At 62.6% G+C, this 26,191-nt stretch carries 27 protein-coding genes and 1 tRNA gene; 17 read left to right on the forward strand and 11 right to left on the reverse strand.

What is annotated here, in order from left to right:
• Positions 1 to 136 precede the first annotated feature (136 nt).
• From GC1_RS10155 to GC1_RS21935, 7 genes are all read left to right on the forward strand, one after another.
• Positions 137 to 1,696 (forward strand): ABC transporter substrate-binding protein, encoded by a 1,560-nt coding sequence (locus tag GC1_RS10155; RefSeq protein WP_019297370.1) that lies wholly within the window; start codon positions 137 to 139, stop codon positions 1,694 to 1,696.
• Between the two features lie 145 nt (positions 1,697 to 1,841).
• On the forward strand, positions 1,842 to 2,822 hold the full coding sequence (locus GC1_RS10160) for an ABC transporter permease (RefSeq protein WP_019297369.1): 981 nt from the start codon (positions 1,842 to 1,844) through the stop codon (positions 2,820 to 2,822).
• Positions 2,819 to 3,769: an ABC transporter permease gene (locus GC1_RS10165; protein WP_019297368.1), complete on the forward strand. Its 951-nt coding sequence runs from the start codon at positions 2,819 to 2,821 to the stop codon at positions 3,767 to 3,769. Before GC1_RS10160 ends, GC1_RS10165 begins: the two co-directional genes overlap by 4 nt.
• Before the next feature lie 4 nt (positions 3,770 to 3,773).
• Positions 3,774 to 4,769 carry an ABC transporter ATP-binding protein gene (locus tag GC1_RS10170; RefSeq protein ID WP_029204931.1) on the forward strand — a complete coding sequence of 332 codons (996 nt, stop codon included), beginning with the start codon at positions 3,774 to 3,776 and terminating at the stop codon, positions 4,767 to 4,769.
• Positions 4,766 to 5,809 carry an ABC transporter ATP-binding protein gene (locus GC1_RS10175; RefSeq protein ID WP_019297366.1) on the forward strand — a complete coding sequence of 348 codons (1,044 nt, stop codon included), beginning with the start codon at positions 4,766 to 4,768 and terminating at the stop codon, positions 5,807 to 5,809. Before GC1_RS10170 ends, GC1_RS10175 begins: the two co-directional genes overlap by 4 nt.
• A gap of 14 nt (positions 5,810 to 5,823) precedes the next feature.
• Positions 5,824 to 6,744 carry a LysR family transcriptional regulator gene (locus GC1_RS10180; protein ID WP_019297365.1) on the forward strand — a complete coding sequence of 307 codons (921 nt, stop codon included), beginning with the start codon at positions 5,824 to 5,826 and terminating at the stop codon, positions 6,742 to 6,744.
• A gap of 94 nt (positions 6,745 to 6,838) precedes the next feature.
• Positions 6,839 to 8,044 carry a PAS domain-containing sensor histidine kinase gene (locus GC1_RS21935; RefSeq protein ID WP_019297364.1) on the forward strand — a complete coding sequence of 402 codons (1,206 nt, stop codon included), beginning with the start codon at positions 6,839 to 6,841 and terminating at the stop codon, positions 8,042 to 8,044.
• 93 nt (positions 8,045 to 8,137) lie between these two features.
• Here the strand turns inward: GC1_RS21935 and GC1_RS10190 are convergent.
• The 9 genes from GC1_RS10190 to GC1_RS10230 all read right to left on the reverse strand — a co-directional run bounded on the left by GC1_RS10190 (position 8,138) and on the right by GC1_RS10230 (position 15,450).
• Positions 8,138 to 8,214, reverse strand: a tRNA-Pro gene (locus tag GC1_RS10190).
• Positions 8,215 to 8,387: 173 nt separating this feature from the next.
• Entirely contained in the window at positions 8,388 to 9,491 is a 1,104-nt protein-coding gene (gene leuB, locus GC1_RS10195; RefSeq protein WP_019297363.1) for a 3-isopropylmalate dehydrogenase, read from the reverse strand.
• A gap of 125 nt (positions 9,492 to 9,616) precedes the next feature.
• The gene (locus tag GC1_RS10200; protein ID WP_019297362.1) at positions 9,617 to 10,660 is read right to left on the reverse strand and encodes an endonuclease/exonuclease/phosphatase family protein; all 1,044 of its coding nucleotides are present in this window, start codon (positions 10,658 to 10,660) and stop codon (positions 9,617 to 9,619) included.
• Positions 10,657 to 11,493 (reverse strand): hypothetical protein, encoded by an 837-nt coding sequence (locus GC1_RS10205; protein ID WP_029204930.1) that lies wholly within the window; start codon positions 11,491 to 11,493, stop codon positions 10,657 to 10,659. The genes GC1_RS10200 and GC1_RS10205 overlap by 4 nt, the downstream gene beginning before the upstream one ends.
• Before the next feature lie 373 nt (positions 11,494 to 11,866).
• Positions 11,867 to 12,472: a 3-isopropylmalate dehydratase small subunit gene (gene leuD / locus GC1_RS10210; protein WP_019297360.1), complete on the reverse strand. Its 606-nt coding sequence runs from the start codon at positions 12,470 to 12,472 to the stop codon at positions 11,867 to 11,869.
• On the reverse strand, positions 12,472 to 13,299 hold the full coding sequence (locus GC1_RS21940; RefSeq protein ID WP_019297359.1) for a hypothetical protein: 828 nt from the start codon (positions 13,297 to 13,299) through the stop codon (positions 12,472 to 12,474). Before GC1_RS21940 ends, leuD begins: the two co-directional genes overlap by 1 nt.
• A gap of 16 nt (positions 13,300 to 13,315) precedes the next feature.
• Positions 13,316 to 14,719, reverse strand: coding sequence for a 3-isopropylmalate dehydratase large subunit (gene leuC, locus GC1_RS10220; RefSeq protein WP_019297358.1), 1,404 nt, complete (start codon positions 14,717 to 14,719; stop codon positions 13,316 to 13,318).
• Between the two features lie 53 nt (positions 14,720 to 14,772).
• On the reverse strand, positions 14,773 to 14,871 hold the full coding sequence (locus GC1_RS10225; protein WP_226429013.1) for an isopropylmalate isomerase: 99 nt from the start codon (positions 14,869 to 14,871) through the stop codon (positions 14,773 to 14,775).
• Positions 14,872 to 14,955: 84 nt separating this feature from the next.
• Positions 14,956 to 15,450: a DUF3592 domain-containing protein gene (locus tag GC1_RS10230; protein ID WP_019297356.1), complete on the reverse strand. Its 495-nt coding sequence runs from the start codon at positions 15,448 to 15,450 to the stop codon at positions 14,956 to 14,958.
• Between the two features lie 113 nt (positions 15,451 to 15,563).
• Between GC1_RS10230 and GC1_RS10235 the strand changes: the two genes are divergently transcribed.
• The 3 genes from GC1_RS10235 to rlmH all read left to right on the forward strand — a co-directional run bounded on the left by GC1_RS10235 (position 15,564) and on the right by rlmH (position 18,011).
• Entirely contained in the window at positions 15,564 to 16,940 is a 1,377-nt protein-coding gene (locus GC1_RS10235) for a mechanosensitive ion channel family protein (RefSeq protein ID WP_029204929.1), read from the forward strand.
• Positions 16,941 to 17,107: 167 nt separating this feature from the next.
• On the forward strand, positions 17,108 to 17,479 hold the full coding sequence (rsfS, locus tag GC1_RS10240; RefSeq protein WP_019297354.1) for a ribosome silencing factor: 372 nt from the start codon (positions 17,108 to 17,110) through the stop codon (positions 17,477 to 17,479).
• Positions 17,480 to 17,540: 61 nt separating this feature from the next.
• Positions 17,541 to 18,011, forward strand: a complete 471-nt coding sequence (rlmH, locus tag GC1_RS10245; RefSeq protein WP_019297353.1) for a 23S rRNA (pseudouridine(1915)-N(3))-methyltransferase RlmH — start codon at positions 17,541 to 17,543, stop codon at positions 18,009 to 18,011.
• Positions 18,012 to 18,096: 85 nt separating this feature from the next.
• Here the strand turns inward: rlmH and GC1_RS10250 are convergent, their stop codons facing one another.
• On the reverse strand, positions 18,097 to 18,453 hold the full coding sequence (locus tag GC1_RS10250; RefSeq protein ID WP_019297352.1) for a hypothetical protein: 357 nt from the start codon (positions 18,451 to 18,453) through the stop codon (positions 18,097 to 18,099).
• A gap of 35 nt (positions 18,454 to 18,488) precedes the next feature.
• The gene (locus GC1_RS10255; protein WP_019297351.1) at positions 18,489 to 19,211 is read right to left on the reverse strand and encodes a DUF599 domain-containing protein; all 723 of its coding nucleotides are present in this window, start codon (positions 19,209 to 19,211) and stop codon (positions 18,489 to 18,491) included.
• 80 nt (positions 19,212 to 19,291) lie between these two features.
• Here GC1_RS10255 and GC1_RS10260 point away from each other — a divergent pair, with 80 nt between their 5' ends.
• The 7 genes from GC1_RS10260 (at position 19,292) to GC1_RS10290 (ending at position 26,173) form a co-directional block, all read left to right on the forward strand.
• On the forward strand, positions 19,292 to 20,740 hold the full coding sequence (locus GC1_RS10260; protein ID WP_019297350.1) for an FAD-linked oxidase C-terminal domain-containing protein: 1,449 nt from the start codon (positions 19,292 to 19,294) through the stop codon (positions 20,738 to 20,740).
• A gap of 42 nt (positions 20,741 to 20,782) precedes the next feature.
• Complete coding sequence (locus GC1_RS10265; protein ID WP_019297349.1) at positions 20,783 to 21,910, forward strand: FAD-binding protein; 1,128 nt, start codon at positions 20,783 to 20,785, stop codon at positions 21,908 to 21,910.
• A gap of 3 nt (positions 21,911 to 21,913) precedes the next feature.
• On the forward strand, positions 21,914 to 23,236 hold the full coding sequence (glcF, locus tag GC1_RS10270) for a glycolate oxidase subunit GlcF (protein WP_019297348.1): 1,323 nt from the start codon (positions 21,914 to 21,916) through the stop codon (positions 23,234 to 23,236).
• A 159-nt stretch (positions 23,237 to 23,395) separates the two neighbouring features.
• Positions 23,396 to 24,154, forward strand: coding sequence for a trypsin-like serine peptidase (locus GC1_RS10275; RefSeq protein ID WP_082020132.1), 759 nt, complete (start codon positions 23,396 to 23,398; stop codon positions 24,152 to 24,154).
• Positions 24,151 to 24,966, forward strand: coding sequence for a trypsin-like serine peptidase (locus tag GC1_RS10280; protein WP_019297346.1), 816 nt, complete (start codon positions 24,151 to 24,153; stop codon positions 24,964 to 24,966). Before GC1_RS10275 ends, GC1_RS10280 begins: the two co-directional genes overlap by 4 nt.
• A 134-nt stretch (positions 24,967 to 25,100) precedes the next feature.
• The gene (locus tag GC1_RS10285) at positions 25,101 to 25,565 is read left to right on the forward strand and encodes an Hsp20 family protein (RefSeq protein ID WP_019297345.1); all 465 of its coding nucleotides are present in this window, start codon (positions 25,101 to 25,103) and stop codon (positions 25,563 to 25,565) included.
• A gap of 209 nt (positions 25,566 to 25,774) precedes the next feature.
• Positions 25,775 to 26,173, forward strand: a complete 399-nt coding sequence (locus tag GC1_RS10290) for a globin domain-containing protein (protein ID WP_019297344.1) — start codon at positions 25,775 to 25,777, stop codon at positions 26,171 to 26,173.
• Positions 26,174 to 26,191 lie beyond the last annotated feature (18 nt).

A 26,191-nucleotide genomic window follows, 5' to 3' on the forward strand; every position in this document is an offset into this window, starting at 1 on the left:
GTCTATAGCAGTAAAGAGATATTCAATAATCGCATAGCTCCGATGTGCATCCTGCATACCCTATGCGATATCGGCATTTCACAGTTTGCGCAGCGCAGGATAGCGTTTGCGGCATAATCACAGGGGAGTATGCCTAATGACGAAATTTGTCAGAAGCCTGGCGGCTGCTGCGGTGGTGGCGATGGCACCGGTTGCCTATGCCGAAACCACCGTGCGCGTTGCCTATGACGCTGACCCGGTTTCGCTGGATCCGCATGAACAGCTGTCCGGCGGCACGCTGCAGCTGTCGCACATGGTCTTTGACCCGCTGGTGCGCTGGACCAAGGACCTGCAGTTCGAACCGCGCCTGGCCGAAAGCTGGGAACAGATCGACGAAACCACCATGCGCTTTAAGCTGCGCAGCGGTGTTACCTTCCACAGCGGCAATGCGCTGACCGCCAAGGACGTCGACTGGACCTTTGACCGCCTGAAGGCGAGCGACGACTTCAAGGCGATTTTCGCCCCCTTCACCGATGTCGAAGTCGTCGACGACATGACCTTCGACCTCAAGACCTCTGAGCCCTATCCGCTGGTGCTGCATACCGCGACTTACATCTTCCCGATGGACAGCGCGTATTACACCGGCACCACCGATGACGGCAAAGACAAGGGCGAAATCGTCAAGCACGGCGACAGCTTTGCTTCGCGCAACGTTTCCGGCACCGGCCCGTTTGTGGTTTCCGAGCGTGAGCAGGGCGTGCGCGTCGTGTTTGACCGCTTCGACGGCTACTGGGACGCTGATGCGGGTAATGTCGACAAGATCGTTCTGACCCCGATCAAAGAAGACCCGACCCGCGTGGCAGCCCTGCTGTCCGGCGACGTGGACTTCATCGCGCCGGTTCCGCCGACCGACCTGAAGCGTGTGGAAGAGGCTGAGGGCGTTGACCTGATCACCATGCCCGGCACCCGTATCATCACCTTCCAGATGAACCAGAACCGTGTCGAGGCCTTCAAGGACGCCCGTGTCCGCCAGGCAATCGACTATGCTGTCAACAACGCAGGCATCGTTGACCGCATCATGCGCGGCTTCGGCACTGTGGGCGCGCAGGCCAGCCCGGCGGGCTACCTAGGCTACAACGAAGCCCTGGCACCGCGCTTTGACCTGGAAAAAGCCAAGGCGCTGATGGCTGAGGCAGGCTATGCTGACGGCTTCTCGATCACCATGATGGCGCCGAACAACCGCTATGTGAACGACGACAAGATCGCGCAAGCCGTGGCTTCGATGCTGGCACAGATCAACATCAAAGTTGACCTGCAGACCATGCCCAAGGCGCAGTACTGGCCGACCTTTGACGAGCGCGCAGCAGACATGATGATGATCGGCTGGCATGCGGACACCGAGGATTCTGCCAACTTCCACCAGTTCCTGACTGCCTGCCCGAACCCGGACAACGGCAACGGCCAGTACAACTCGGGCAACTACTGCAACGAGGAAGCCGATGCGCTGATGGATGCTGCCAACGCGGAAACCGATCCGGCCAAACGTGCGGAAATGCTGCAGAAGCTGGAAGGTATTCTGTACGACGAGGCCGCCTTCATTCCGCTGCACTGGCAGAACCTGGCATGGGGTTCCAAGTCCGGCATGAACTCGGCCGACATCGTGAACGCGCTTAACTTCCCCTACTTCGGTGACCTGGTTGTCGAAACCGGCAGCTAATCACTGAATACTTCCGGGCCGGTCTCCCCCGGCCGGCCCGGACCTTTTAAACAACAAGCGGCCGCCAAGGCTGTGCTTGCAGGACCCGCGGTTCCATCGGACACTGCGACCTGCGCTGTAACCAAACTCTACAAAGGTCAGGACGATGTTTGCCTATCTCGCCAAGCGAGTGATTCAGGCGGTTGCCGTGATGTTCGTCATCTCGCTGATTGCCTTTGCCATCCAGGGCAACCTGGGCGATCCGCTGCGCGAATTGGTCGGGCAGTCGGTTTCCGAAGAAGTGCGCCAGCAGCTGCGCGACGAGATGGGGCTGAACGACAGCTTCGTCACGCAATACCTGCGGTTTGCGGGCAATGCGCTGCAGGGCGACCTTGGCACCTCCTATTTCTTCAAGGAGCCGGCGCTGGACGTGATCCTGAAGAAGCTGCCCGCGACGCTGGAGCTGGTATTCGGCGCGACGCTGATCATCGTCGGCTTCTCGGTGCCGCTGGGCGTCTATACCGCGATCAAGCCGGACAGCATCCTGAGCCGCATCATCATGGGCCTGTCGATTGTCGGCATCTCAATCCCGGTGTTCCTGACCGCCATCCTGATGATCTTTGTATTCTCGGTGGAATACGGCTGGTTCCCTTCCTACGGGCGCGGCGACACCGTGCAGGTCTGGGGGTATTGGCAGACGAATTTCGCCACTGCCGATGGCTGGCTGCACATCATCCTGCCTTCGATTGCGCTGGCCTCCATCATGCTGCCGCTGTTTGTCCGCCTGATCCGTGCCGAGATGATGGAAGTGCTGCAATCTGAATACGTGAAATACGCCAAGGCCAAGGGCATCAATCCCTGGCGCATCTACTTTGTGCACGCGCTGAAGAACACGCTGCTGCCGGTGATCACCGTGGGCGGCGTGCAGATCGGCACCATGGTCGCCTACACCATCCTGACTGAGACGGTGTTTCAGTGGCCGGGCATGGGCTTCATGTTCCTTGAGGCGGTGAACCGCGTCGATACCCCGCTGATCGTGGCCTATCTGATTGTTGTCGGCTTCATCTTCGTGGTCACCAATACCATCGTCGACTTGATCTATGGCCTGGTGAACCCGACCGTGAACATTGCGAGGATGGGCGCATGAGCACCGAAACGCTGAACCCGAAATCCGAACCCTCGCGCTGGTCCAAGATCTGGAACTCCAACATGGGCTACAGCTTCCGCCGCAATCCGGTGGCGGTGGTGAGCATGATCGTGTTCCTGCTGATCGCCATTGCGTCCTTCCTGGCGCCGGTGATCGCGCCCTATGACCCTTATGATCCAGCGCAGATCGACATCATGAACTCGGAATACCCGCCTGCCTGGGTCAGCGGCTCGCTGCCGGAGTTTGTGCTGGGCACCGACGACCAGGGCCGCGACCTGTGGTCCACTATCCTCTACGGGACCCGCCTGTCGCTGCTGATCGGCATCTGCGCAGTCGCGCTGCAAGCCTTCCTGGGCATCTCCATCGGTCTGATCGCTGGTTACGTGGGCGGCCGCCTGGACAGCCTGCTGATGCGGCTTGCTGATATCCAGCTGTCGTTCTCGACCCTGATGGTGGCGATCATCTTCCTGGCGGTGACGCAGGCGATGTTCGGAACCGACACCTTCAACAAATATGCGGTGGTGTTCCTGATCGCAGTGATCGGGGTGGCGGAGTGGCCGCAATACGCCCGCACTGTCCGCGCCACTGTGCTGGCCGAAAAGAAGAAGGAATATGTCGACAGCGCCCGGGTGCTGGGTTTCGGCCCCATGCGGATCATGGTGCGGCACATCCTGCCGAACTCGCTGTCGCCGATCTTTGTGATCTCCACCGTGCAGGTCGCCAACGCGATCATCTCCGAGGCCTCGCTCAGCTTCCTGGGCCTCGGTATGCCGCCGAGCCAGCCGTCGCTGGGCTCGCTGATCTCTTCCGGCTTCGACTACATCTTCTCCGGCAGCTGGTGGATCACCGCCATTCCCGGCGTGGTGCTGGTGGTGCTGGTTCTTGTCATCAACCTGCTGGGCGACTGGATGCGCGACGTCCTGAACCCGAAACTCTACAAGGGGTAACGCGATGAGCCTTCTTTCCGTTCGCGACCTCACCGTCAAATTCGCCATGCGCGACCAGACGGTCACGGCCCTCAACGGCATCTCCTTCGATCTGGCCAAGGGCGAGCGTCTGGGCATCGTCGGCGAAAGCGGCGCCGGCAAGTCGATCACCGGGTTTTCGCTGATGAACCTGCTTAGCCGCCCGGGCTATATCGACACCGGCAAGATCCTGTTTGAGGGCGAGGACGTCGTTCAGATGAACGACAAGCGCCTGCGCAACCTGCGCGGCAACCGGATGGCGATGATCTTCCAGGACCCGATGGTGACGCTCAATCCGGTGCTGACGATTGGCCAGCAAATGATCGAGACCCTGATGGCGCACCGAAAGCTGAGCCATGAGGAAGCGCGCCAGATCGCCATCGTCAAACTGCGGGAGGTCTACATCCCGTCGCCGGAAGAGCGACTGGAGCAATACCCGCACGAGCTGTCGGGCGGCATGCGCCAGCGGATCATCATTGCGATTGCGCTGCTGCTGGACCCGCAGCTGATCATCGCGGATGAGCCGACGACGGCGCTGGACGTGACCATTCAAGCCGACATCATGGAGCTGATGCTGGAGCTGTGCCAGTCCAACCAGGTGGGTCTGATCCTGATCACCCACGACCTGGGCGTGGTCAGCCAGATGACTGAGCGTACGCTGGTGATGTATGCCGGCCGGATCATCGAAGCAGGCCGCACCCGCGAGATCATCAATGACCCGCAGCATCCCTATACCCAAGGTTTGATCAACGCGCTGCCGCAGCAGACACTGCCGGGCCAGCGGCTGAAACAGATACCGGGCAACATGCCGGGGCTGGCCAGCATCCCCGCCGGCTGCGCCTTCAATCCGCGCTGCAAATACGCCACTGATCTCTGCCGCAGCCGGGTTCCGGAAATCGTGCACTATGGCGAGGTCGAAGTGGCCTGCCACGAGGTGCAGCGCCTGAACAGCGATGAAGACCGTCAGGAGGCACGGGCATGAGCGACGCAAATACTGACCGCCCGCTCTTGGAGATCAAGAACCTGGAAAAACGGTTCGATCTCGATCAGGGCTTCCTGGAAACGCTCAAGTTCAAGCAGGGCAAGATCGTGCGCGAGAGCCGGTCTGTCCATGCCGTAAACAACATCTCGCTGGAGGCCCGCAAGGGCGAGGCGCTGTGCGTGGTGGGCGAGTCCGGCTGCGGTAAATCCACCGTGGCGAGGCTGGTGGCGGGCCTGCTGACCCCATCCGCAGGTGAGATCCACTATGGCGGCCAGCGTATCGACAACCTGTCGCGGGCCGGCATGCAGCCGCTGCGCAAGAAGATCCAGATGATCTTCCAGAACCCCTATGCCTCGCTGAACCCGCGCATGACAATCCGGCAGGCGCTGGAAGAACCGGTGCGCCACCATTATCCCAACGCCTCGGCAGCGGAGGTGCGCGACAAGGTGACCGAGGTGATGCTGTCGGTCGGCGTCGACCCCAGCTGGGCCAAGCGTTACCCGCATGAATTTTCCGGCGGCCAGCGCCAGCGGATCGCCATTGCCCGCGCCCTGACGGTGGACCCGGAATTCATCATCGCCGATGAGCCGATCAGCGCGCTGGACGTGTCGATCCAGGCGCAGGTGCTGAACCTGATGCTGGAAGCCAAGGAAAGCCGCGGCCTCACCTATCTGTTCATCACCCACGATCTGAGCGTGGTGGAGCATTTCGGCACCCGTGTTGCGGTTCTTTACCTTGGGTCTGTTTGCGAGGTTGCCGACACCCGGACATTGTTCTCCAGCCCCAAACACCCCTATACTCGGGCCTTGCTGTCCGCGGTGCCGCAGCTGAAGGACGACCGGCCGAACCACATCCGCCTCAAGGGTGAGATTCCGACGCCGATCAACCTGCCCACAGGCTGCCCGTTCCAAAGCCGCTGCGCCTTTGCGGACGCACGATGCAAGAGTGAAAAGCCCAAGGCCATTCACCAGCCCGACGGCAGCATGGTTGCGTGCCATGCCGTCGAAGAAGACAGGCTGGATGCGGTGGCCGCCGGTTAAGACGGGACGCCCAGTTGGATATCATCTGGCTCAAGGACTTCGAGGCTTTGGTCGCGTGCAAGAATTTCTCGCGCGCGGCCGAAGAGCGTAATGTCAGCCAGCCGGCCTTTTCGCGCCGGATCCGGGCACTGGAGAATGAGATCGGCGTGCGGCTGATCAACCGCGAGACGCTGCCGCTGACGCTGACCCCGGCCGGCGAGGTGTTCCTGTCGCAGTCCCGCATCATGCTGCGCACCTATGAGGAAACCATAGAGCGCTGCCAGACCATCGACGCGGCCGGCGAAAACGTGATCCGCTTCGCCGCCTCGCAGTCGCTCTATATGACCCACTACAAGACCCTGATTGCGCCCTTGGCCAGCGAGGGCGGGGTGGATACCGATCTCAACTCCACCTCTTGGGCCGCCGACCAGTTCGTTAGCGCGCTGCAGCAGGGCTATTGCGATGTGATCCTGACCTACTGGCACCCGTCAATGGATTTTCTGGGCCCATTGGAGGTCGCCAATTTCGAGTATCTGACGCTCTCGACCGACCGTTATGTGCCGGTGTCCCGCACAGCCACGGACGGCGCGGCGGAGTTCGCTTTCAAACCCGGCAGCAAGGACGCAGTGCCGCTGCTCTCTTATGGTGCGGTGTCGGCGCTGCGCTCGGTGCAGGAATTTGCGTTGACCCAGCTATTGCCTGGGCAGAAAGTGTTTGTCGTCAACCAGAACGCACTGGCCAACAGCGTCAAGGCGATGATCCAGGAGGGGTTCGGCATCGGCTGGCTGCCGCTGAGCCTGTGCCGCGAAGAAATCGCCTCCGGCCGGTTCGCAATTGTGGACGAGCGGCTGGGCACCGACCTCGAAATCCGCCTTTACCGCGATCCGCGCAGCACCAAACAGACTCTGGATGTGCTGTGGAAGCAGCTGAAGCGCTCGGCGATGAAAGCGGCCTGAGCGGCCAGCAGAAGGCAGTCGCCCATTGATTGCGCTGGCCGTCGTGCAATAAATCTGACATTGCTAGTTGCGGGCCGGACACGAGCAAAGGCAGATGGATATGCATTATCTCAAGCGTGAGCTGTATGATCTGGTTAAAAGCGATGATGCCATCTTTGACTTCCTTCAAATCGGGTCGCTGGACGGCCTCTGGTACTGGGACCTGGAAAAGCCGGAACACGAATGGATGAGCCCGGAATTCTGGCGCCTGTTCGGGCTGGACCCGCAGACAAAGCAGCACTTTGCGTCAGAGTGGCAGGATCTGATTCACCCCGACGATCTGGCGCTGGCGCTTGAGAATTTCCACAAGCACCTGGAGGACCCGGAGCACCCCTATGACCAGATCGTCCGCTACCGCCATGCCGACGGTCATATGGTTACGGTGCGCTGCCGCGGCCTGGCGATCAGGGATGAAAACGGACGGCCGGTGCGGATGCTGGGTGCGCACAACGATTTGACAGAGCTGAAGGCGCGGGAAGCCGAACTGGCGGCGGCCATTACCGGCTTGGCTGCGGAGGTGACGCGTGCAAATTCTGCCGTCGAAGCCCGCACTGCCTTTCTGGCTACGATGAGCCACGAGATCCGCACACCGCTGAATGTGATCCTTGGTCTGCTGCACCTGATCAAGAGCGATGAAACCGCCTCGGACAAGACCCGAGAGCGGGCGGATGTCGGGCACCGGGCTGCTGAGATGCTGATGACTCAGCTGGTCAACGTGCTGGAGACCGCACGGATTGATTCCGATGCGGTGGAATTCAGTCCAAAACCTGTGGAAACAGCGGGTCTGGTTGTCCAATGGCAGGACGCGCTTGAAGCCAGCGCCAGCCGTTACGGCAAGCCGTTGCGCACCTGGGTGTCTACGGCAGCTAATGTGCCGGAACAGCTGCTTCTTGATCTCCCGAAGGTCACCCAGATCGTGAACAACCTGATCGACAATGCGGTGAAATTCACTCCCAAGGGGAGCGTCTCCATAGCGCTGGAGCGTGACAATGCGGCGGCCTGTCCGATCAGCATCACTGTGCTCGACACTGGTCCCGGCATAGCGGCAGAGGACAGCGGCAGGGCTTTCGAGCGGTTCACTCAGCTCGAAAATGCGGTTTCCCAGCACAAGGGCGGGTCCGGCCTGGGCCTGTCGATCTGCGACGAATTGGCGGAGCTTATGGGCGGCAGCATCGCCATTCTGAAAAATCCGCCCGATGGGTTCAGCCTGGGCATCCGGTTGCAACTGCCCGAACCGGATAGTGGCATGGCAGCAGGCTGACTGCTTGGGCTGGCATCCGTGCTGAGCCTGATTGTCCCTTGCGGCCAAGAGAGCCGGCCAACAAAAAAGGCGCCCGAAGGCGCCTTGTTTTATTGGTCGGAGTGAGAGGATTCGAACCTCCGACCCCTGCCTCCCGAAGACAGTGCTCTACCAGGCTGAGCTACACTCCGACCGTGGAGGGCGAAATAGCTCAGGGCGCGGGGTTTGACAAGGGCGATTCCACAGAAAGATGCGGTTTTCGGGAATTCTTTTTGGCACTGCAGGCTGCGGCTTCTCAGCCACGAAAAAGCCCCGCTCCGGCGGCCGGGCGGGGCTTTGTTAGTTCCAGATTAGCGACTGGAAATCAGAGGCTTGCGTCCAGCGCTGCGATCACTGCGTCCCCCATCTGGCTAGTGGAGACAGGCTCCACGCCTTCGCTTGCCAGCAGGTCCGCGGTGCGCACGCCGTCGGCCAGAACCTTCTCGACCGCGGCTTCCAGCCGGTCGGCCTCGGCGCCTTGGTCGAAGCTGTAGCGCAGCGCCATGGCAAAGCTCAGGATGCAGGCGATCGGGTTGGCCTTGCCTTGGCCTGCGATGTCGGGCGCAGAGCCGTGCACGGGTTCATAAAGTGCCTTGGGGCGGCCGTTTTCCATAGGCGCGCCCAAGCTAGCGGAGGGCAGCATGCCCAGCGAGCCGGTCAGCATCGCGGCGCAGTCGGACAGGATATCGCCGAACAGGTTGTCGGTCAGGATGACGTCGAACTGCTTGGGTGCGCGCACCAGCTGCATTGCACCGTTGTCGGCGTACATGTGGGACAGCTCGACCTCGGGGTAATCAGCTGCCACGCGGGTCACAACCTCGCGCCACAGGATGCCGGATTCCATCACGTTGGCCTTCTCCATCGAGCAGACCTTCTTGCCCCGGCGCATCGCCAGTTCGAACGCGGAACGGGCGGCGCGCTCGATCTCGCTTTCGGTGTAGCGCTGGGTGTTGATGCCGACGCGCTCGTTGCCCTCTTCGAAGATGCCGCGCGGCTCGCCGAAGTAAACGCCGGAGGTCAGCTCGCGCACGATCATGATGTCCAGACCGGCAACGATGTCCTTCTTCAGCGAGGAGAAATCCGCCAGCGCGTCAAAGCACTGCGCCGGGCGCAGGTTGGAGTAAAGGTCCATCTCCTTGCGCAAGCGCAGCAGGCCGCGCTCGGGTTTCACGGAGAAGTCCAGATCGTCATAGGCCGGGCCGCCCACCGCGCCGAGCAGCACTGCGTCGACGTCCTGCGCCTTGGCCATGGTCTCATCCGCCAGCGGCTTGCCGTGCTTGTCATAAGCCGCGCCGCCGACCAGATCCTCGCTCACATCGAACTGCAGGCCGCGCTTGTCTCCGAACCAGGAGATGATCTTGCGCACTTCGGCCATGACCTCTGGGCCGATGCCGTCGCCGGGCAGAATCAGAATCGATGGGTTGGGCATGGGGATCCTCCAAAATAACAGCTGGCAAGGGCGTAGCGGGACAGCGGGGCAGGGTCAATAACACCCCTTGGAAATAAAGGGGATTAAGGGGGATTACCTGCGCAATGAAGGTGCCGCCGGCCGGGTCAGTCCAGCAACAAATCAACCCAGACCAGCCGGTGGCGGCTGGCGGCTGCTGCGGGGTCATCCGGACCGTCTGGCCACACCACACCGCTGGCGGTCACGGTCAGACCGGCAGAAGGCAGCACATAGTCGACCCGCATGCGGCCCGCGTTTTGCCATTCGACGGTGTCTGTGCCTGCTTCCGGGCTCTGCGGGAGCGGATCCTGCAGGCGCGGATCCGACAGCAGGCTGCGGATCGCGTCTCTGCGGCCTTCCCCGCGCCCGGGATCGAGATTGGCGTCGCCTGCAATGACAAAAGCACCGTCTGGCGCCGGCCCAAGCTGGCCATCCAGCAGCAGTTGCCATAGGCGGATTTCATCGCGGTTGCGCAGCCCGTTGCGGTCTTCCGGCCCATCGAACAGCGGCGGGGTGGCGTGGAAAGTCATCACATTCAGGCGGGAGCCATCCGGTGGCATCAGCGGCACCAGCCAATGACCAGTCGCGGACAATCGTTGCACGGCCTGCGCCTCGGCGGAGGGAAAGGGGCTGCCATCCGGATGCTGCGGCAGCAGGGCACCCGCCAGATCCTTCCACAGCAGAGAAGAAAAGTCGCGGATGCCGTCATGATTTACCGGCAGCCGGGACAGCAGCGCAATGCCTCCCTGGCCGCGGAACCGGCCATAGCCCTGATTGTCGCGCGGTTCACCAGCCTTGCCGTTGCCATCCATGTCCAGCGGGGCAGGGGGCGGCAGGCCGGAATTAGGCTGCAGCGCAATGCGGTAGGGGTAATCCAGCCCATGATCCGCCAGCCGCGCGGACAGCGCCGCCAGTGCCTGGCCTTCGTAGTCCCAGTCGATGCCTTGCAGCGCCAGCACATCCGGTTGCGCGGCGGCGATGACCTTCACCACCGCAGCAACCTGCGGGTCGCTGCCGCGAAGGATATCGCGCAGCAACAGGCCAGGTCCGTCACGCGACAATTCTGTGTTGAAGGTGGCAATGCGCAGGGTGTCTGCCCAGCCCGTCCCGGCGGCAAGGATCAGGAGGAGACCCGCCGCCAGCCGCCTCATGCGGTCTGCAGCGCCTCGTCGGGATCAGCGCAGGCAGCACGCCGCTTCTGTGCGATCAGCCCGGCGATCCGCAGCATCGCCATGCCGCGCATGATCATTGAGGCAGGCACCAGCGCCCAGGCGCTGATCACCCAGATAAGCATATGCGGCGCGGCCAGCATGCCAGGGTCCACCAGGCCAGAGGCCAGCTTGACCGCCGCAGGCAAGGCAAAGGGCAGCAGCACGCCGCCGATGATGTTGACGCGGCCGTCGCGCTGCAGCCGCTGCACCACGTCGCCGCCGGTAGTGGGATCGAACAGCGGCAGGTTGACCCAGACGTTGAAGGCGCCGCTGCCGACCGGCCAGTGACCGACCCGGATCACCAGCGCAAAGAGAACGATGGCAGTTGCCGCAACCGCGCTGGCCAACCCAGCGGCATCCCGCACCATCAGCACCACGGCCTCCGGCACTTGCGGCGGCATCATCAGCACTGTCAGCTGCACCGGGGAATAGGCAAAATCGAGCTGGCCGCCGAGCCAGCTGCCCAGCCGCTGCACCAGCGCCGTCAGTCCGGTCGGGGCCTGCGGATGGGCCGCCAGCAGGCTGAGCGCGCCAACGGTGGCCGCTGCCGCTGCAAAACGCATCCGGTTGATGGGCGGGGCATTGCGGAATTCGACGAAGCTGGGGAAATGCGAGGCGTATTCGCTGAACGCCAAGGCTGAGCCCAGAAGCGCGATGAACAGGATGATCTCCGGCGACTGGGTGGCGGCTGCCGGCAGAATCAGCGTCGGCATCGCAAACAGCATGGCCACCAGTATGCCGCGGAACGCCGCGCCTGTGATGCGTGCAAACACGTTATTCATTCCCTTCAAACCGGCACGGGCGTTTTGCCTCTTGGGTCCGGATTTGAAGCCCCCCGCAAAGTGCTCCGGGGTGCTCTGCCTCATTTTTGCCCCATTGTGGCAGGCGGGCGGCTTTCCGCTCAAGAGGCTGCAGCAGGTGAGCGGCCACTTTCACAGCAGCACTGGTGCTGGATTGCATCAGGGTTTTGGTGGAAATTGAGGGTCTTGGCGGGTGTGCTACCAGATGCTGTGTGTCTGGCCGTCCGGCGCACAAGCGGGTCATCAATCCGCAATTGCGGCGGAAATGCGGCGCGAATCTGGCGGGCAAAAAGAAAACCGCCCAGGGACAGGGCGGTTTCCAGGTGTTTCAGCTGCGGCTGCAGGATCAGACCCAGGGGCGTTCCTGCGCGGCCTTGTCCTCGAACGACTTGATCGAGTCGGCCTTTTCCATGGTCAGGCCGATGTCATCGAGACCGTTCAGCAGGCAGTGCTTCTTGAATGCGTCCACTTCGAACGGGATCACTTCACCGTCGGAGGTGGTGATCTCCTGCGCTTCCAGGTCCACGGTCATGCGGGCATTTTGGCCCTTTTCCGCGTCGGCCATCAGCACATCGACCTGCTCCTGCGGCAGCACGATCGGCAGGATGCCGTTCTTGAAGCTGTTGTTGAAGAAGATGTCGGCGAAAGAGGTCGACACGATGCACTTGATGCCAAAGTCGGCGATTGCCCAGGGCGCGTGCTCACGGCTGGAGCCGCAGCCGAAGTTGTCGCCCGCCACCAGGATTTCTGCGTTGCGGTACTGCGGCTTGTTCAGCACGAAATCCTCGATCTCGGTGCCGTCGCGGTTATAGCGCATCTCGTCAAACAGGTTCTTGCCAAAGCCGGTGCGCTGGATGGATTTCAGGAACACCTTGGGGATGATCATGTCGGTGTCGATGTTCACCAGCGGCATCGGGGCGGCGATACCCTGCAGTTTCTGGAACTTTTCCATTACTCGTTTCCTTGTTTCTGGTGCTTCAAACCGCTGAGATCGAAGCCGATCTCCTGCGCGTGGCGTGCGATGAAGCTGTGTTTTTCGGGCCGGTGCGCCTTGTGGTAGCGGCGCACCATGGATGCATAAAGATGAACGGCCAGCGTGTTGTCCGTAAGCCAGCCGTCTTCCTGGCAGCTGCCGCTGAACAGCACATCGGTCAGAACGCCGCGGATCGGGTAGAACACGTCCGGCTCGCGCACGTGCTCGACCTCACCGGTCAGGTTCAGCGTGTAGTCCAGCGCCCGGGGGCCAAGCGACGGGCGCTGCAGCTCAAAGGCTGTCAGCAGGCGCTTGCCGGGCGGCGCGGCTTCCACTTCCTTGCGGATCTTGCGGGCCAGCCAGGGCGGCACGAACTCAGGGTCCTCGAACCAGTCCAGCAGATGGTTCAGCGTTGCGGAGCCTTTCGGCAGCCGCAGGACTGCGCCATTGATCGACCGTGTCGGCTCATAGCCGACGTGATAGTCCGCGTCCGGCAACGGCCGGCAGCAGAGCATATCGGTGTCGATCCAGATCATGTCCGTTTGCTTCAGCAGGTAAAGACGGAACAGATCCGACAGCATCGAGGCCGGCGCCTCCCCGTGCCCTGCCTTGGCGGGGTCCCAGATTTCCGCCGCCGGGCAGGTGCGGACACCTGCAGGAACCGGCGGTGCCGCAGGCCCGGTGTGGAACAGCACAACCTCGTGGCCGCGCTGCACGAAACTGGCCAGAGACAGTTCGTGCAGCCAGTTCAGGCTGTCACCGATCCACAGGCTTGCAACCGCGGGAAGGGAAGGGCTGGACGGCATCGTTGGCCCCTCAGGTTCAGATCAGCTCACGCACATCCGTCAGCCGCCCGGTCAGCGCGGCAGCGGCGGCCATGGCAGGCGACACCAGATGGGTGCGGCCCTTGTAGCCCTGACGGCCTTCGAAGTTCCGGTTCGAGGTTGCGGCGCAGCGCTCTTCCGGTGCCAGCTGGTCGGGGTTCATCGCCAGGCACATCGAGCAGCCCGCAAGGCGCCATTCGAAACCGGCGGCCTCAAAGATCTCGGCCAGGCCTTCTTCCTCAGCCTGGGCGCGGACCAGGCCGGAGCCCGGAACGATCATGGCGCGCATGCCGTCCTTGATCTTCTTGCCCTTCACCACGTCAGCCACGGCGCGCAGGTCTTCGATACGGCCGTTGGTGCAGGAGCCGATGAACACGGTATCGATCTCGATGTCGGTGAGCTTCTGGCCGGGGGTCAGGCCCATGTACTCGATCGAGCGGCGGGCCGCTTCGACCTTGCCGCCGGAGAAGTCCTCGGGGTTTGGCACCACACCGGTGATCGGCAGCACGTCCTCAGGGGAGGTACCCCAGGTCACGACCGGCTCAATCTCCTCGCCCTTCAGGGTGACGACCTTGTCGAAATGCGCTCCCTCGTCGGTGTAGAGGGTCTTCCACCAGTTCAACGCGGCTTCCCACTGGGCGCCTTTCGGGGCGTGCGGGCGGCCTTTGACGTATTCAAAGGTGGTCTCGTCCGGCGCAATCAGGCCCGCGCGGGCGCCGCCTTCGATCGCCATGTTGCAGACGGTCATGCGGCCTTCCATCGACAGATCGCGGATTGCTTCGCCGCAGTATTCGATGACATAACCGGTGCCGCCGGCGGTGCCGGTCTCGCCGATCACGGCCAGGGTGATGTCCTTGGCGGTGACGCCCGGCTTCAGCTTGCCGGTGATCTCCACCTTCATGTTCTTGGACTTCTTCTGGATCAGCGTCTGGGTGGCCAGCACGTGCTCCACTTCGGAGGTGCCGATGCCATGCGCCAGCGCGCCGAAGGCGCCGTGGGTGGCGGTGTGGCTGTCGCCGCAAACCACGGTCATGCCGGGCAGGGTCCAGCCCTGTTCCGGGCCGACGATGTGCACGATGCCCTGGCGGACGTCATCCACCGGGTAGTAATGCACGCCGAATTCCTTGGCGTTCTTGTCGAGCGCCTCGACCTGAATGCGGCTTTCCTCGTTCTCGATGCCTTTGGCGCGGTCGAGTGTGGTCGGCACGTTGTGGTCCGGCACCGCGATGGTCTTTTCGGGCGCGTGCACCTTGCGGCCGGCCATGCGCAGGCCTTCGAACGCCTGCGGGCTGGTCACTTCGTGGACCAGGTGGCGGTCGATATAGAGCAGGCTGGTGCCGTCCTCTGCTTCATGCGCTACATGCGCATCCCAGATCTTGTCATAGAGTGTCTTGGGGGACATGGGTCCTCTCCCGTGATGTATTGGGTATGCTGGCTTTGGGCTGGGCAAGCACCTTATAGGCGCGCCAGGACCGTGCGGGCGGCGCCAAAGAACCGTTCGCGCAGCCGCGCGCGGTCTTGCAGTTCGATCTTTTGCGCCAATACGAGGGTCATGGCTGTCAGATACATCCGCAAAGGCCGGCAATCAAGATTCGTTCGCAGACGGCGGCCCAAGCCTGTCCTGCGCCAAAGCAGTCATCAGCCGTTGCTGTTCTTCTGTGCCAGCCGTCTGGCGTCTGCCCGCGACATTGACCGCAGGGCAAACCGCATGCCAAAGGCGCCGGCTATGCCCAGCCCGGCCATGACCAGCGGCATCATCCAGGTGGTGAAGAACCCATGCCGCTCCTGCACCCAGCCGCGGTTTTCCTCGTGGTAGAGGATCTCGAATTTCTGGCCCACCTCCGGCGTGAAGAACACTGGCAGAAAAGTTTCCGCTTGCCACCAATCGCCGGCCGCATCCCTGTAGCGCACTGTGGGGTAGTAGTCGCCGTCGTCGACCGTGCGTTTGGTGACGGAATCCGTGCGGGTCCCGTGAACATAGCGAATTGACAGAATTTCTGCTTCGGCGGGCTGCGCATGGCGCACAAACCGCCAGTTGTCGAGAAAGGCTATGAGGCCGAACAGAATGAAAATCCCCGGCACCAGAAACATCAGAAAACGCATCCACAGCGGTTGTTTTACGGTTTCTGCCATCTGCCCCTCCGGTTTTCCGGCAGCCTAGCAAACGGCGGCAATGGTGGCGAGAACTTCGCATTGGCTTGATCGAAACCCAGCGGAACGGCACAGTGGCAGAAAACGGGGGCGCAATGGAGCCGGAAGAGCAGACACCACCCAGGGACGCGATTGCCGAAAGCACCGCCGAGGCGCTGGAGCTTGGCCAGCGGCTGTGGGAACTGGCATCAGAAGGGCTCGAGCTGCTGCTGCGGCCCTGGAACGCGTACCAGGCCGGGATCGTTGTTGCGGTCTTTGTGCTGGCAACCTTGATTGCTCGTCCGCTGAAGAACGCATTCCACAACTGGCTGCGGGCGCGCGAGGGCTGGCCGCGCTGGCGGATCCGGGCCGGGCTGGTGGTGCACAAGCGGATCCGCGGCATCTTGTTTGTGCTGCTGATCTGGATGGTGGTCCTGATCATGCAGGAAATGACCTGGCCCAGCCGGTCCCGCCTGCTGACCGTCATCGCCAACCTGTCGCTGGCCTGGCTGATTGTCTCCTTTGCCACCCGGCTGGTGGGCAATCCGCTGCTCCGGAACCTCGTGAAATACGGCGCCTGGGCCTGGATCACCTTGCGCATCCTGGGCATCACCGAAGACGCGATACATCTGCTGGACGGCGTCGCCATCAATTTCGGCGATCTCAGGATCTCGCTGTTCCTGGTGGTGCAGGCGGTTGTGATCCTGGGCGTGATGCTGACGCTGGCGCGGGTGATCTCCTCGGTGGCGGCCAACCGGATCCGTGCCAATTCCGATATTTCCCCGTCGATGCAGGTTCTGGGGGCCAAACTGGCGCAGATCCTGCTGTTCGGCGGTGCATTCTTTATCGGGCTCAAGGCGATCGGCATCGACCTGACCGGCCTGGCGGTGCTGTCCGGCGCCATCGGCGTGGGCCTGGGTTTTGGCCTGCAGAAGGTTGTGTCGAACCTGGTGTCGGGCCTGATCATCCTGTTGGACAAATCAATCAAACCGGGCGATGTGATCTCGCTGGGCGACACCTTCGGCTGGATCAATGCGCTGGGCGCGCGGTATGTCTCAGTCGTGACCCGCGACGGGCGGGAATACCTGATTCCGAACGAAGATCTGATCACCACCCAGGTGGTGAATTGGTCGCATTCCGACAAATACGTGCGGCTGGACCTGCATTTCGGCACCGGCTACGGCGACGATCCCCACAAGGTGCGCAAGATCGCGATTGAGGCCGCCTGTGGCGTCAAGCGGGTGCTGCAGTATGGCAGCAAGAAGCCGGTTTGCCATATCACCGGTTTTGGCGACAGCAGCGTTGATTATGTGTTGCGGTTCTGGATCGACGACCCCACCGGCGGCCTCACCAACATCCGCGGCAACGTCTATCTGGCGCTGTGGGACGCGTTCCAGGAAGAAGACATTTCGATCCCGTTCCCGCAGCGCGAAGTGCGGATGCTGAACGACCCTTTGCCGGTCAGGGTTGCACCTTCGGACAATGACGGATAAAGCACAGGGCTTGCATCGCCGGGGCGTGGTTTTATTGAAAAGTTACCCTCCGGTTGCTACATTATTAACAGGCCCGGCGCCGGGGCTTGGCGGCGCGTTGCAAGGAGGACTATGTCCTGTCACCCGTACCTCAAGCGGCAGATGCCGCTGTTAATGGGGCAGCCGTGATGGCCGCCCAGTCCCAGCCCAACAGCGAACAGCTGCTGGAGCGGATTCTCTCCTCACTCAGCGATGACAAAGCCGAAGATGTTGTGCAGATCGATCTGCGCGGCAAGACGTCGATCGGCGATTACATGGTGCTGGCCTCCGGCCGCTCCACCCGTCAGGTCGCTGCGATGGCAGAAAAGCTCACTGACCGGCTCAAGCAGGAGTACCGGATCACCTGTAAGGTCGAAGGCAAGGATGCCGGCGACTGGGTGCTGATCGACTCCGGTGATGTGATCGTCCATATCTTCCGCCCGGAAGTGCGCGAGTTCTACCAGCTTGAGAAGATGTGGATGCCCGCAGGCACCGCGGCAGCACCGGCCGCCGAGGGCTGATCCAAGGCTGATTTGAGGCAGGCCCGCACAGGCGTGCGGGCCGGATTGCTGCAGGAAATTCATGCGTCTGCATATCTGTGCGGCCGGGCGTCTTCGCTCTGGCCCGGAAAAATCCCTCATCGACGATTATCTCACCCGGTTCGACCGGACTGGCCGCGCGCTGGGTCTGGGTCCTGCGCGGGTAGTGGAGATTGAGGATAAGAAAAACGCAGGCATGGCGGCGGAGGCTGCGCTGCTGCGCAAGGCGCTGCCCAAGGGCGCGGTGATCTGCACCCTGGATGAGCGCGGCAAGGTGATGTCTTCCCCCGATTTTGCGGACAGGCTGGCTGGCTGGCGCGACAGCGGCCGCCAGGACCTGGCGCTAATCATCGGCGGCGCGGACGGGATCGACCCTTCCTTGCGGGCCGAGGCCGATTTCTCCATTTCCTTCGGTAAGATGGTCTGGCCGCATATGCTGGTGCGGGTAATGCTGGCGGAGCAGATCTACCGCGCCGCAACCATTCTGGCGGGCAGCCCGTACCACCGGGTGTGAAGGTGCCTTGGGGCGCATGCCTCCCCTCCCGGCGGCATAGCCGCCTGCCGGGCAGCGGGACGGGAATTTTTTAGCCAGAAGAAGATCAGGGCAGGGTGAGCACGTAAGTTTCCTTGCCCCAGCCATCCACCAGGCAGCGGGCCTGAATCTGCACCCTGGTTATTCCCTCCGGGATCTGCACACCGCTGAGTGACCGGGTAAAGGGCTGCTCGTGCTCGTGCGGATGCGCCAGCACCCGCTGGCCCAGTTCGTTTCCGTCCATATCCAGCACTCGCCAGCCGTCGGCGTAATGCTCCCAGCCGGTGTCCGGGTGGGAAAGGGTGACGCTGAAGGACCAGCTGCCGCCAGAGGCGCGGGCGGTGGCGTCCTCGATCACCGGTTCATCTGCAAGGGCGGGCAGGGCGGCGGCGCTGAGCGCACAGGTCAGAAGCAAGTGTTTCATGCCCGCACCTTAGCCTTGGGGAGCCCGCTGTGCAGTCACGAAACCGTGTCCCCTTTGCTATCAGACGGGATGCGCAGCAGGATCCGGCGGGAGTGCGAGACAAATTCGCGCCGGTACAGCACCGCAACAGTAATCAACACGGCCCCGCCCAGCGGCAGGGCGCCCGCCAGCCAGGCCACGGCGGCCAGCGCGAAATAGGTCGACCGCATGCCGCGGTTGAAACTGCGCGCGGCAGTGATGCTGATTTCGGCCGCCTGTGCGGCGCGCGGATAGGCAAGCTCATGGGCCGGATCATTCGGCACCGCCGCCATCAGCACCGCGCAATAGCCGAACAGCCGGTGCGACCAGACAAACTTCAAAAACGCATTGGACAGAAGCAGCAGCACAACAAGGATCTTCACTTCCCAGACAAAGGCCGGAGCGCTGTCCTGGATCAGGTCTTCTGCAACCCCTGCCAGCTGTTCAGTATTGCCGATCAGTGCCAGCCCGCCGCCGATCGCGATCATCGCAGCAGAAGCAAAAAACGCGGTGGCCTGCCGCAGGTTGCCGACCAGCTGCGCGTCAAATATCCGCGGGTCGCGTTCCACCATCCGTTTCATCCAGTCGCGCCGGAAATCCTCCATCAGCAGTGAGACAGAGGGCCGCCCGGCAGGCGGATTCTCAATCCTCCAGCCGATCCACAGCCAGCCTGCGATCAGCAGGGTCAGTGCGGCGAGGTCAAAGAGGGTGAATTGCGCAAGGCGGGTGGTCCAGATCATGGCCTGACCGTAGCGTGGCAATCCGTCCCTTGCCAGATGGGAAGAATTGGTAATATCATTTTACCAAATAGGAGAGCCCGATGGACATGCCATCCCCGAACCCCGCCATTCTGGCCCGCAAGGCGCGGCTTGCCGAGCGCCTGCGTGCCGTGCTGCCCGCGGATGCGGTGATCCAGGACGAGGCGGAAACCCGCGTCTATGAATGCGATGCGCTCACTGCCTACAGATGCCCGCCGCTGCTGGCGGTGCTGCCGCGGAGCACGCAAGAGGTCTCAGCCGTGCTGCGGATCTGCCACGAGGAAGGCGTGCCGGTGGTGCCGCGCGGTGCAGGAACCTCGTTGGCGGGCGGGGCGCTTCCGACGGCGGATTGCGTGATCCTGGGCGTGGCGCGGATGAATGAGGTGCTGGAGACCGATTACGACAACCGCATTATCCGGGTGCAGACCGGGCGCACCAATCTCAGCGTCTCCGGCGCGGTGGAGGAAGAGGAATTCTTCTACGCCCCCGACCCGTCTTCGCAGCTGGCCTGTGCCATTGCCGGCAATATCGCGATGAATTCCGGCGGGGCGCATTGCCTGAAATACGGGGTCACGACCAACAACCTGCTGGGCATCACTATGGTGATGATGGACGGCACCGTGGCGGAAATCGGCGGTGCGCATCTGGATGCGGGCGGGCTGGACCTCTTGGGCGTGATCTGCGGCAGCGAAGGGCAGCTGGGGGTGGTGACTGAGGCCACCCTGCGGATCCTGCGCAAGCCTGAGGGCGCCCGCCCGGTTCTGATCGGCTATGACAGCAACGAGGTGGCCGGCGCCTGCGTCAGCGACATCATCAAGGCGGGTGTGCTGCCGGTGGCCATCGAATTCATGGACCGCCCCTGCATCGAGGCTTGCGAGGCCTTTGCCAAGGCGGGTTATCCGATGTGCGAGGCGCTGCTGATCATCGAGGTCGAGGGCAGCGAGGCCGAGATCGCGCACCAGCTGGGGCTGATCACAGAGATTGCCCGCTCCCACAACCCGGTGGAGCTGCGCGAGGCGGGGGATGCGGATGAGGCCGCCCGCATCTGGCTGGGCCGCAAGTCGGCCTTTGGCGCCATGGGGCAGCTCAACGATTACATGTGCCTGGACGGAACGATCCCGGTGTCCTCGCTTCCCTTCGTGCTGCGCCGCATCGGTGAGATGAGCAAGGAATTCGGGCTGGATGTGGCCAATGTGTTCCACGCAGGTGATGGCAACATGCACCCGCTGATCCTGTTCGATGCCAACAAACCGGGCGATCTGGAAACCTGCGAGGCCTTTGGTGCCGAGATCCTGAAGCTCTGTGTCGAGGCGGGCGGCTGCCTGACCGGCGAGCATGGGGTCGGGATCGAGAAACGCGACCTGATGCTTCATCAGTACAGCGCGGCGGATCTGGAAGCGCAGCTGAAAGTTAAGGATGTGTTTGATCCCAAATGGCTTTTGAACCCGGCCAAGGTGTTCCCGCTGTCTGTAACTGAAAGCCGCCGGGCCGTGGCGCTGGCTGCTGAATGATTGGGGGCTAGCCCCCAAACCCCCAGAGTATTTTCGGGAAAGATGAATATGATGACACCAGGGAGCGAGGCAGAGCTGGCCGAGGCCATTGCAGGCGCAAGCGGGCCGCTGTGCATTCAGGGCGGCGCCAGCCGCGGGCTGGGTGTGGAAGGGGACGTGCTGAGCACGCGCGGGCTATCCGGTATTGAACTTTATGAGCCCGGCGCGCTGACGCTGGTGGTCAAGTCGGGCACCCCAGTGGCTGAGGTGGAGGCGCTGCTGGCCGCGGAAAACCAGCGGCTAGCGTTTGAACCGATGGATCACCGCGGCCTGCTGGGCACCGATGGCGAGCCGACCGTTGGCGGAGTGATTGCCGCCAATGTCTCCGGCCCCCGGCGAATCCAGGCGGGGGCGGCGCGCGATCACCTGTTGGGGGTGCGGTTAGTGGATGGGTCCGGCCAAGCGGTGAAGAACGGCGGCCGGGTGATGAAGAATGTGACCGGCTATGATCTGGTCAAGCTGATGTGCGGCGCCCACGGCACCTTGGGAGTGCTGACGGAGGTGTCTTTGAAAGTGCTGCCAAAGCCTGAGTGCAGTGGCACGTTGGTCTGGCACGGGCTTGGATGGGTCGCGTCGCTGAAAGTCTTCTGTGAAGCTTTGAAGTCACCCTATGACGTGACTGGTGCAGGCAGGGTTCCGCAGGGTGCCGCTGGAAAATCGATGACGTACATTCGGGTGGAGGGGTTCGAAGATTCCGTCAAATACCGCCTGACAGAACTGCGGAGGCTCTTTTCAGATTTGAAACCTGATGAGCTGAACATCGACGCAGAAGAAAATGCCCAAATTTGGCAGTCCTTGCGCGACGCAGAACCGTTTCACGGCAAAGCCGGAGACGTGTGGCGAACCTCGGTAAAGCCGACTGACATGCTTAAAGTAACAGGGCAGAGGGATTTCGAGCATGTTGTCGATTGGGGCGGCGGGTTGATCTGGAGCCTTGTGCCGGAAGGGGAGGATTTAAGGCAGAAACTGGCAGATGTGCCGGGCCATGCCACGCTGGTGCGGGCCTGTGCAGACACGCGCGCGCGGCTCGGCGTGTTCCAGCCGCAGCCCGCACCGCTGGCAGCCATCTCCGAAGGTCTGCGGCGGCAGTTCGACCCGCGCGGCATCCTCAATCCGGGCTTGATGGGGTAACACATGCAGACAACATTCACCGAGAAACAGCTGCTGGACCCCGGCACCAAACGCGCGAATGAAATCCTGCGCTCTTGCGTCCACTGCGGGTTTTGCACCGCGACGTGCCCGACCTATCAGGTGCTGGGCGATGAGCTGGATTCACCGCGCGGTCGGATCTACCTGATCAAGGACATGCTGGAAAACGAACGGGTGCCGGACGAAAAGACCGTCAAGCACATCGACCGCTGCCTGTCGTGCCTGGCCTGCATGACCACCTGTCCGTCAGGCGTGCACTACATGCATCTGGTGGACCATGCCCGCGCCTACATCGAAAAGCACTACGACAGGCCATGGAGCGATAAGGCCCTGCGCTGGCTCCTAGCGCGGATCCTGCCTTATCCGGGCCGGTTCCGGCTGGCGCTGCTGGGGGCCAAGCTGGCGAAACCGTTCAAGGGTCTGCTGCCGGATCCCCGGCTGCGCGCGATGCTGGATATGGCGCCGAAAACCATTCCGCCGGTCAGCCGCAATGACGATCCGCAGAGCTTTGCGCCCGAGGTTCCGCGCAGGAAACGCGTGGCGCTGATGACCGGCTGTGCGCAGAAGGCTCTGAACACCGATATCAACGACGCCACCATCCGCCTGCTGACCCGGCTCGGCTGCGAAGTGGTGGTCGCCAGGGGGGCGGGCTGCTGCGGGGCGCTGACCCACCACATGGGGCGCGAGGATGAGAGCCGCACTGCGGCGGCAAAAAACATCCGCGCCTGGGCGGCAGAGATCGACGGGCAGGGGTTGGATGCGATTGTCATCAATACCTCCGGCTGCGGCACCACGGTCAAGGACTACGGGCATGTGTTCCGAAACAGCGAACTGGCGGCGGATGCGGCGCGGGTGTCAGGCATTGCGATGGATATCTCCGAATTGCTGATGCAGCTGGATCTGCCTGAGGGGGAGGACAAGGGGCTGACAGTGGCTTATCACGCCGCCTGCTCGCTGCAGCACGGCCAGCAAATCAAGACCCACCCCAAGACGCTGCTGAAACAGGCCGGTTTCACGGTGGTGGAGCCTGCCGACAGCCATCTCTGCTGCGGATCGGCCGGTACCTACAATTTGATGCAGCCGGAAATCTCGGCCCAGCTGAAGGCGCGCAAGGTCAAGACGCTGGAGGCCAAAGAGCCCGATCTGATCGCTGCTGGCAATATCGGCTGCATGATGCAGATCGGCGGGGGCACCGAATTGCCCATCGTGCATACGGTCGAGCTGCTGGACTGGGCCACGGGCGGCCCGCAGCCGCCTGCGCTGACGGCACCGGGCATACGCGCGCCGGAGGTACCCATCTTGCGCTGAACGGTGTTTGAAAAGCGGAAAGAATCGGGCTGCACAAACCGCGCATTTGCCGTAATTTTGCCTGAACAGACAAATAATCTCCCACCCGGTGGATAAGAGGAGACGCATGTGAGGCAGTGGATTCTTGCGGTTGCGGCGCTGCTGCTGCCAGCCGCGGCGATGGCGCAGGACAGCAGACTACAGCGGATGGATACCCTGGATGCGGGCCGCAAGTGGGAAGCTGTCGGGCGGCTCGACGTCAATGGCGAGGGGTTCTGCACCGGTGCGCTGATTGCTCCTGACCTGGTGCTGACGGCCGCGCATTGCCTCTATGACAGCCGCACCAAGGCGCCGATCGACCCCGCCACCATCGAATTCCTGGCCGGCTGGCGCAACGGCCGCGCCTCTGCCTACCGCTCTGTGCGCCGGGCAGTGCAGCATCCCTCATATGTCTATGACGGGGAGCTTTCGACCGGCCGGGTGCGCAATGACATCGCTCTGCTGCAATTGCAGCGCCCGATCCGCAATACCAAGGTCACGCCGTTTGAAACCGAAGCGCGCCCGCGCAAAGGAGCCAAGATCGGTGTCGTCTCTTATGCCCATGACCGCTCCGAGGCGCCGTCCCTGCAAGAGGTCTGCGTGGTGATGGCGCGGCAGCAGGGGGTGCTGGTAATGTCTTGTGACGTGGATTTCGGCTCCTCCGGTGCGCCGGTGTTTTCCTTTGACGGTGGCGTGCCGCGCATCGTCTCGGTGGTTTCTGCCAAGGCAGAGGTGAGCGGCAAGCAGGTGTCGCTGGGATCTGCCCTGGCCGAAGAACTGACTCTGCTGCAGGCGCAACTGACAGCAGTTGCGACTGGCGGCCAGCTGCCCCCTGGCGTGGGCCGGGTAAAGGCGGGGGAGCGCGCCAGCTCCTCCGGTGCAAAGTTCATCAAGCAATGATCCGGCGGGCGCTGATACTGGCGGCTGCGGTTCTGGCCTATGCCGGCGGTGCGGCGGCTCAGGAAACTGGCCTGCGGCGGCTGACCGACCGCGATGATCTGTTCGGCTGGGAGGCCGTGGGCCGGCTGGAGCTGAACGGGCAGGGCTTCTGCACCGGTACATTGATTGCCCCGGAGCTGGTTCTGACAGCAGCCCATTGCGTCTATAACAGAAAGGGCGAGTTGCGCCCGGCAGAGCAGATCGTGTTCCGTGCAGGCCTGCGCGACGGGGTAGCAATTGCCGAACGCCAGGCGCTGCAGATCGCAGCCCACCCCGGCTACAACCCGCGCAGCCGTCTGAATATGGAAAATATCCGCCGCGACGTGGCGCTGATCCGGTTGGCGGAGCCGGTCCTCAGCGGTCAGGCAGATGCCTTTGCGCTGCATTCTGGCCAGGATTACGGCGTTAACATTTCGGTAACCTCTTACGGCATGGGCCGGGCTGAGGCGCTGTCGCGCCAGCGTGAATGCAACCTGTTGGGGGAGCATGGGGACGTGCTGATGATCGATTGCAATGTCACCTTCGGCTCTTCCGGGGCGCCGGTGTTCTCACAGGTTGGCGGCCGTGGACGCATCCTGGCGCTGGTTTCGGGCGGTGGCAGTTATCAGGGCAAGAAGATCGCATTCGGTATGAAGCTACCCCAGCGGGTGGCAGAGCTGAAGGCGCAGCTGCGCCGCAATCCGGTGGCAGCACCTGACCGGCGGATCAAGCGGGTCCGGGTGGGCAGCGGTGCTTCCGCAGGTGGTGCAAAATTTGTCAGCGTGGGCGACTGACAGACCTCTTGAAGCCGCAATTTCCGCTTCCTATCTCAGGATTGTCCGGGCAGCCGCTGATTGGGGCCCGGAGAAAAATCAGCCTGTCCCCGCGGGGAAGGCATCCTGAAATCGCTCATGAATGAGGATGGAAAATGCGTACTTTTGATTTTGCACCGCTGCACCGTGCCACCATCGGTTTTGACCAGATCGCCAGCCTGATGGACCGCGCCCTGAGCGCCGACGCCGCACAGTCCAGCTACCCGCCCTACAACATCGAGAAGACCGATGCTGACAGCTACCGCATCTCAATCGCTGTTGCCGGTTTCTCTGACGAAGACCTGAACGTCGAAGTGAAGGAAAACGCGCTGGTCGTGTCCGCGAAGAAAGCAGAGGACGGCGACGGCCGCACCTTCCTGCACCGCGGTATTGCCACCCGGGCCTTCGAACGCCGTTTCACCCTGGCCGACCACGTCCACGTGACCGGCGCCAGCCATGAAAACGGCATGCTGCATATCGATCTGCACCGCGAGGTGCCGGAGGCGCTGAAACCGCGCCGGATCGAAATCTCCTCCTCCCGCCCGAACCGACCGGAGATCGAGGCCAAAGCGGTCAACTGATCCTTCGGTTCCCGGTTCGCGCACAAGACGCCCCCTGGCTTTGCCAGGGGGCTTTTTTGTTTTGCCGGGCTGTCCCCGCGGGGACAGCCCAGGGTTGTGCGGCGCAATCAGATGTTAGGATTTTGGCGCCACACTGAGGTGGTGAATGGTTGTTGCGCCGGTGTCCGACCGCCCGCCGGTGCTGTCAATACGCGGTCAGGGTGAACCATATGGGACCACAAGAGATACAGCATGTTCAGCAGAGCTTCGCAGGCATATTTGCCCGCAAGGCGGATCTGGCAGAACGGTTCTATGTGCATCTCTTCACCCGACTGCCGGAGGCGCGGGGGATGTTCCGCGGCAATTTCGTGAAGCAGAAAACGATGCTGACGGCGATGATCACGTCCTGTGTGCGCAATTTGGATGACCCGCGCACGCTGGAGGACATCGGCGTGCAGCTGGCGCAGGAACACGCCCATCTGGACCTTGGCCCGCGGGAGGCGGAGGCGGCAAAGCGGGCGCTGATCGCCGCTTTGCGCGATGTTCTGGGGGCGGAACTGGACCCGGAGACCGAGTTTGCCTGGGCCAGTGCCATCAGCCGGGTGGCCGGGACGCTGACCCGGCACTGATCATCCGGCTGCGCATAT

Origin of the sequence: Leisingera sp. ANG1 (assembly GCF_000203975.2) — a bacterium.
Lineage (GTDB): Bacteria > Pseudomonadota > Alphaproteobacteria > Rhodobacterales > Rhodobacteraceae > Leisingera.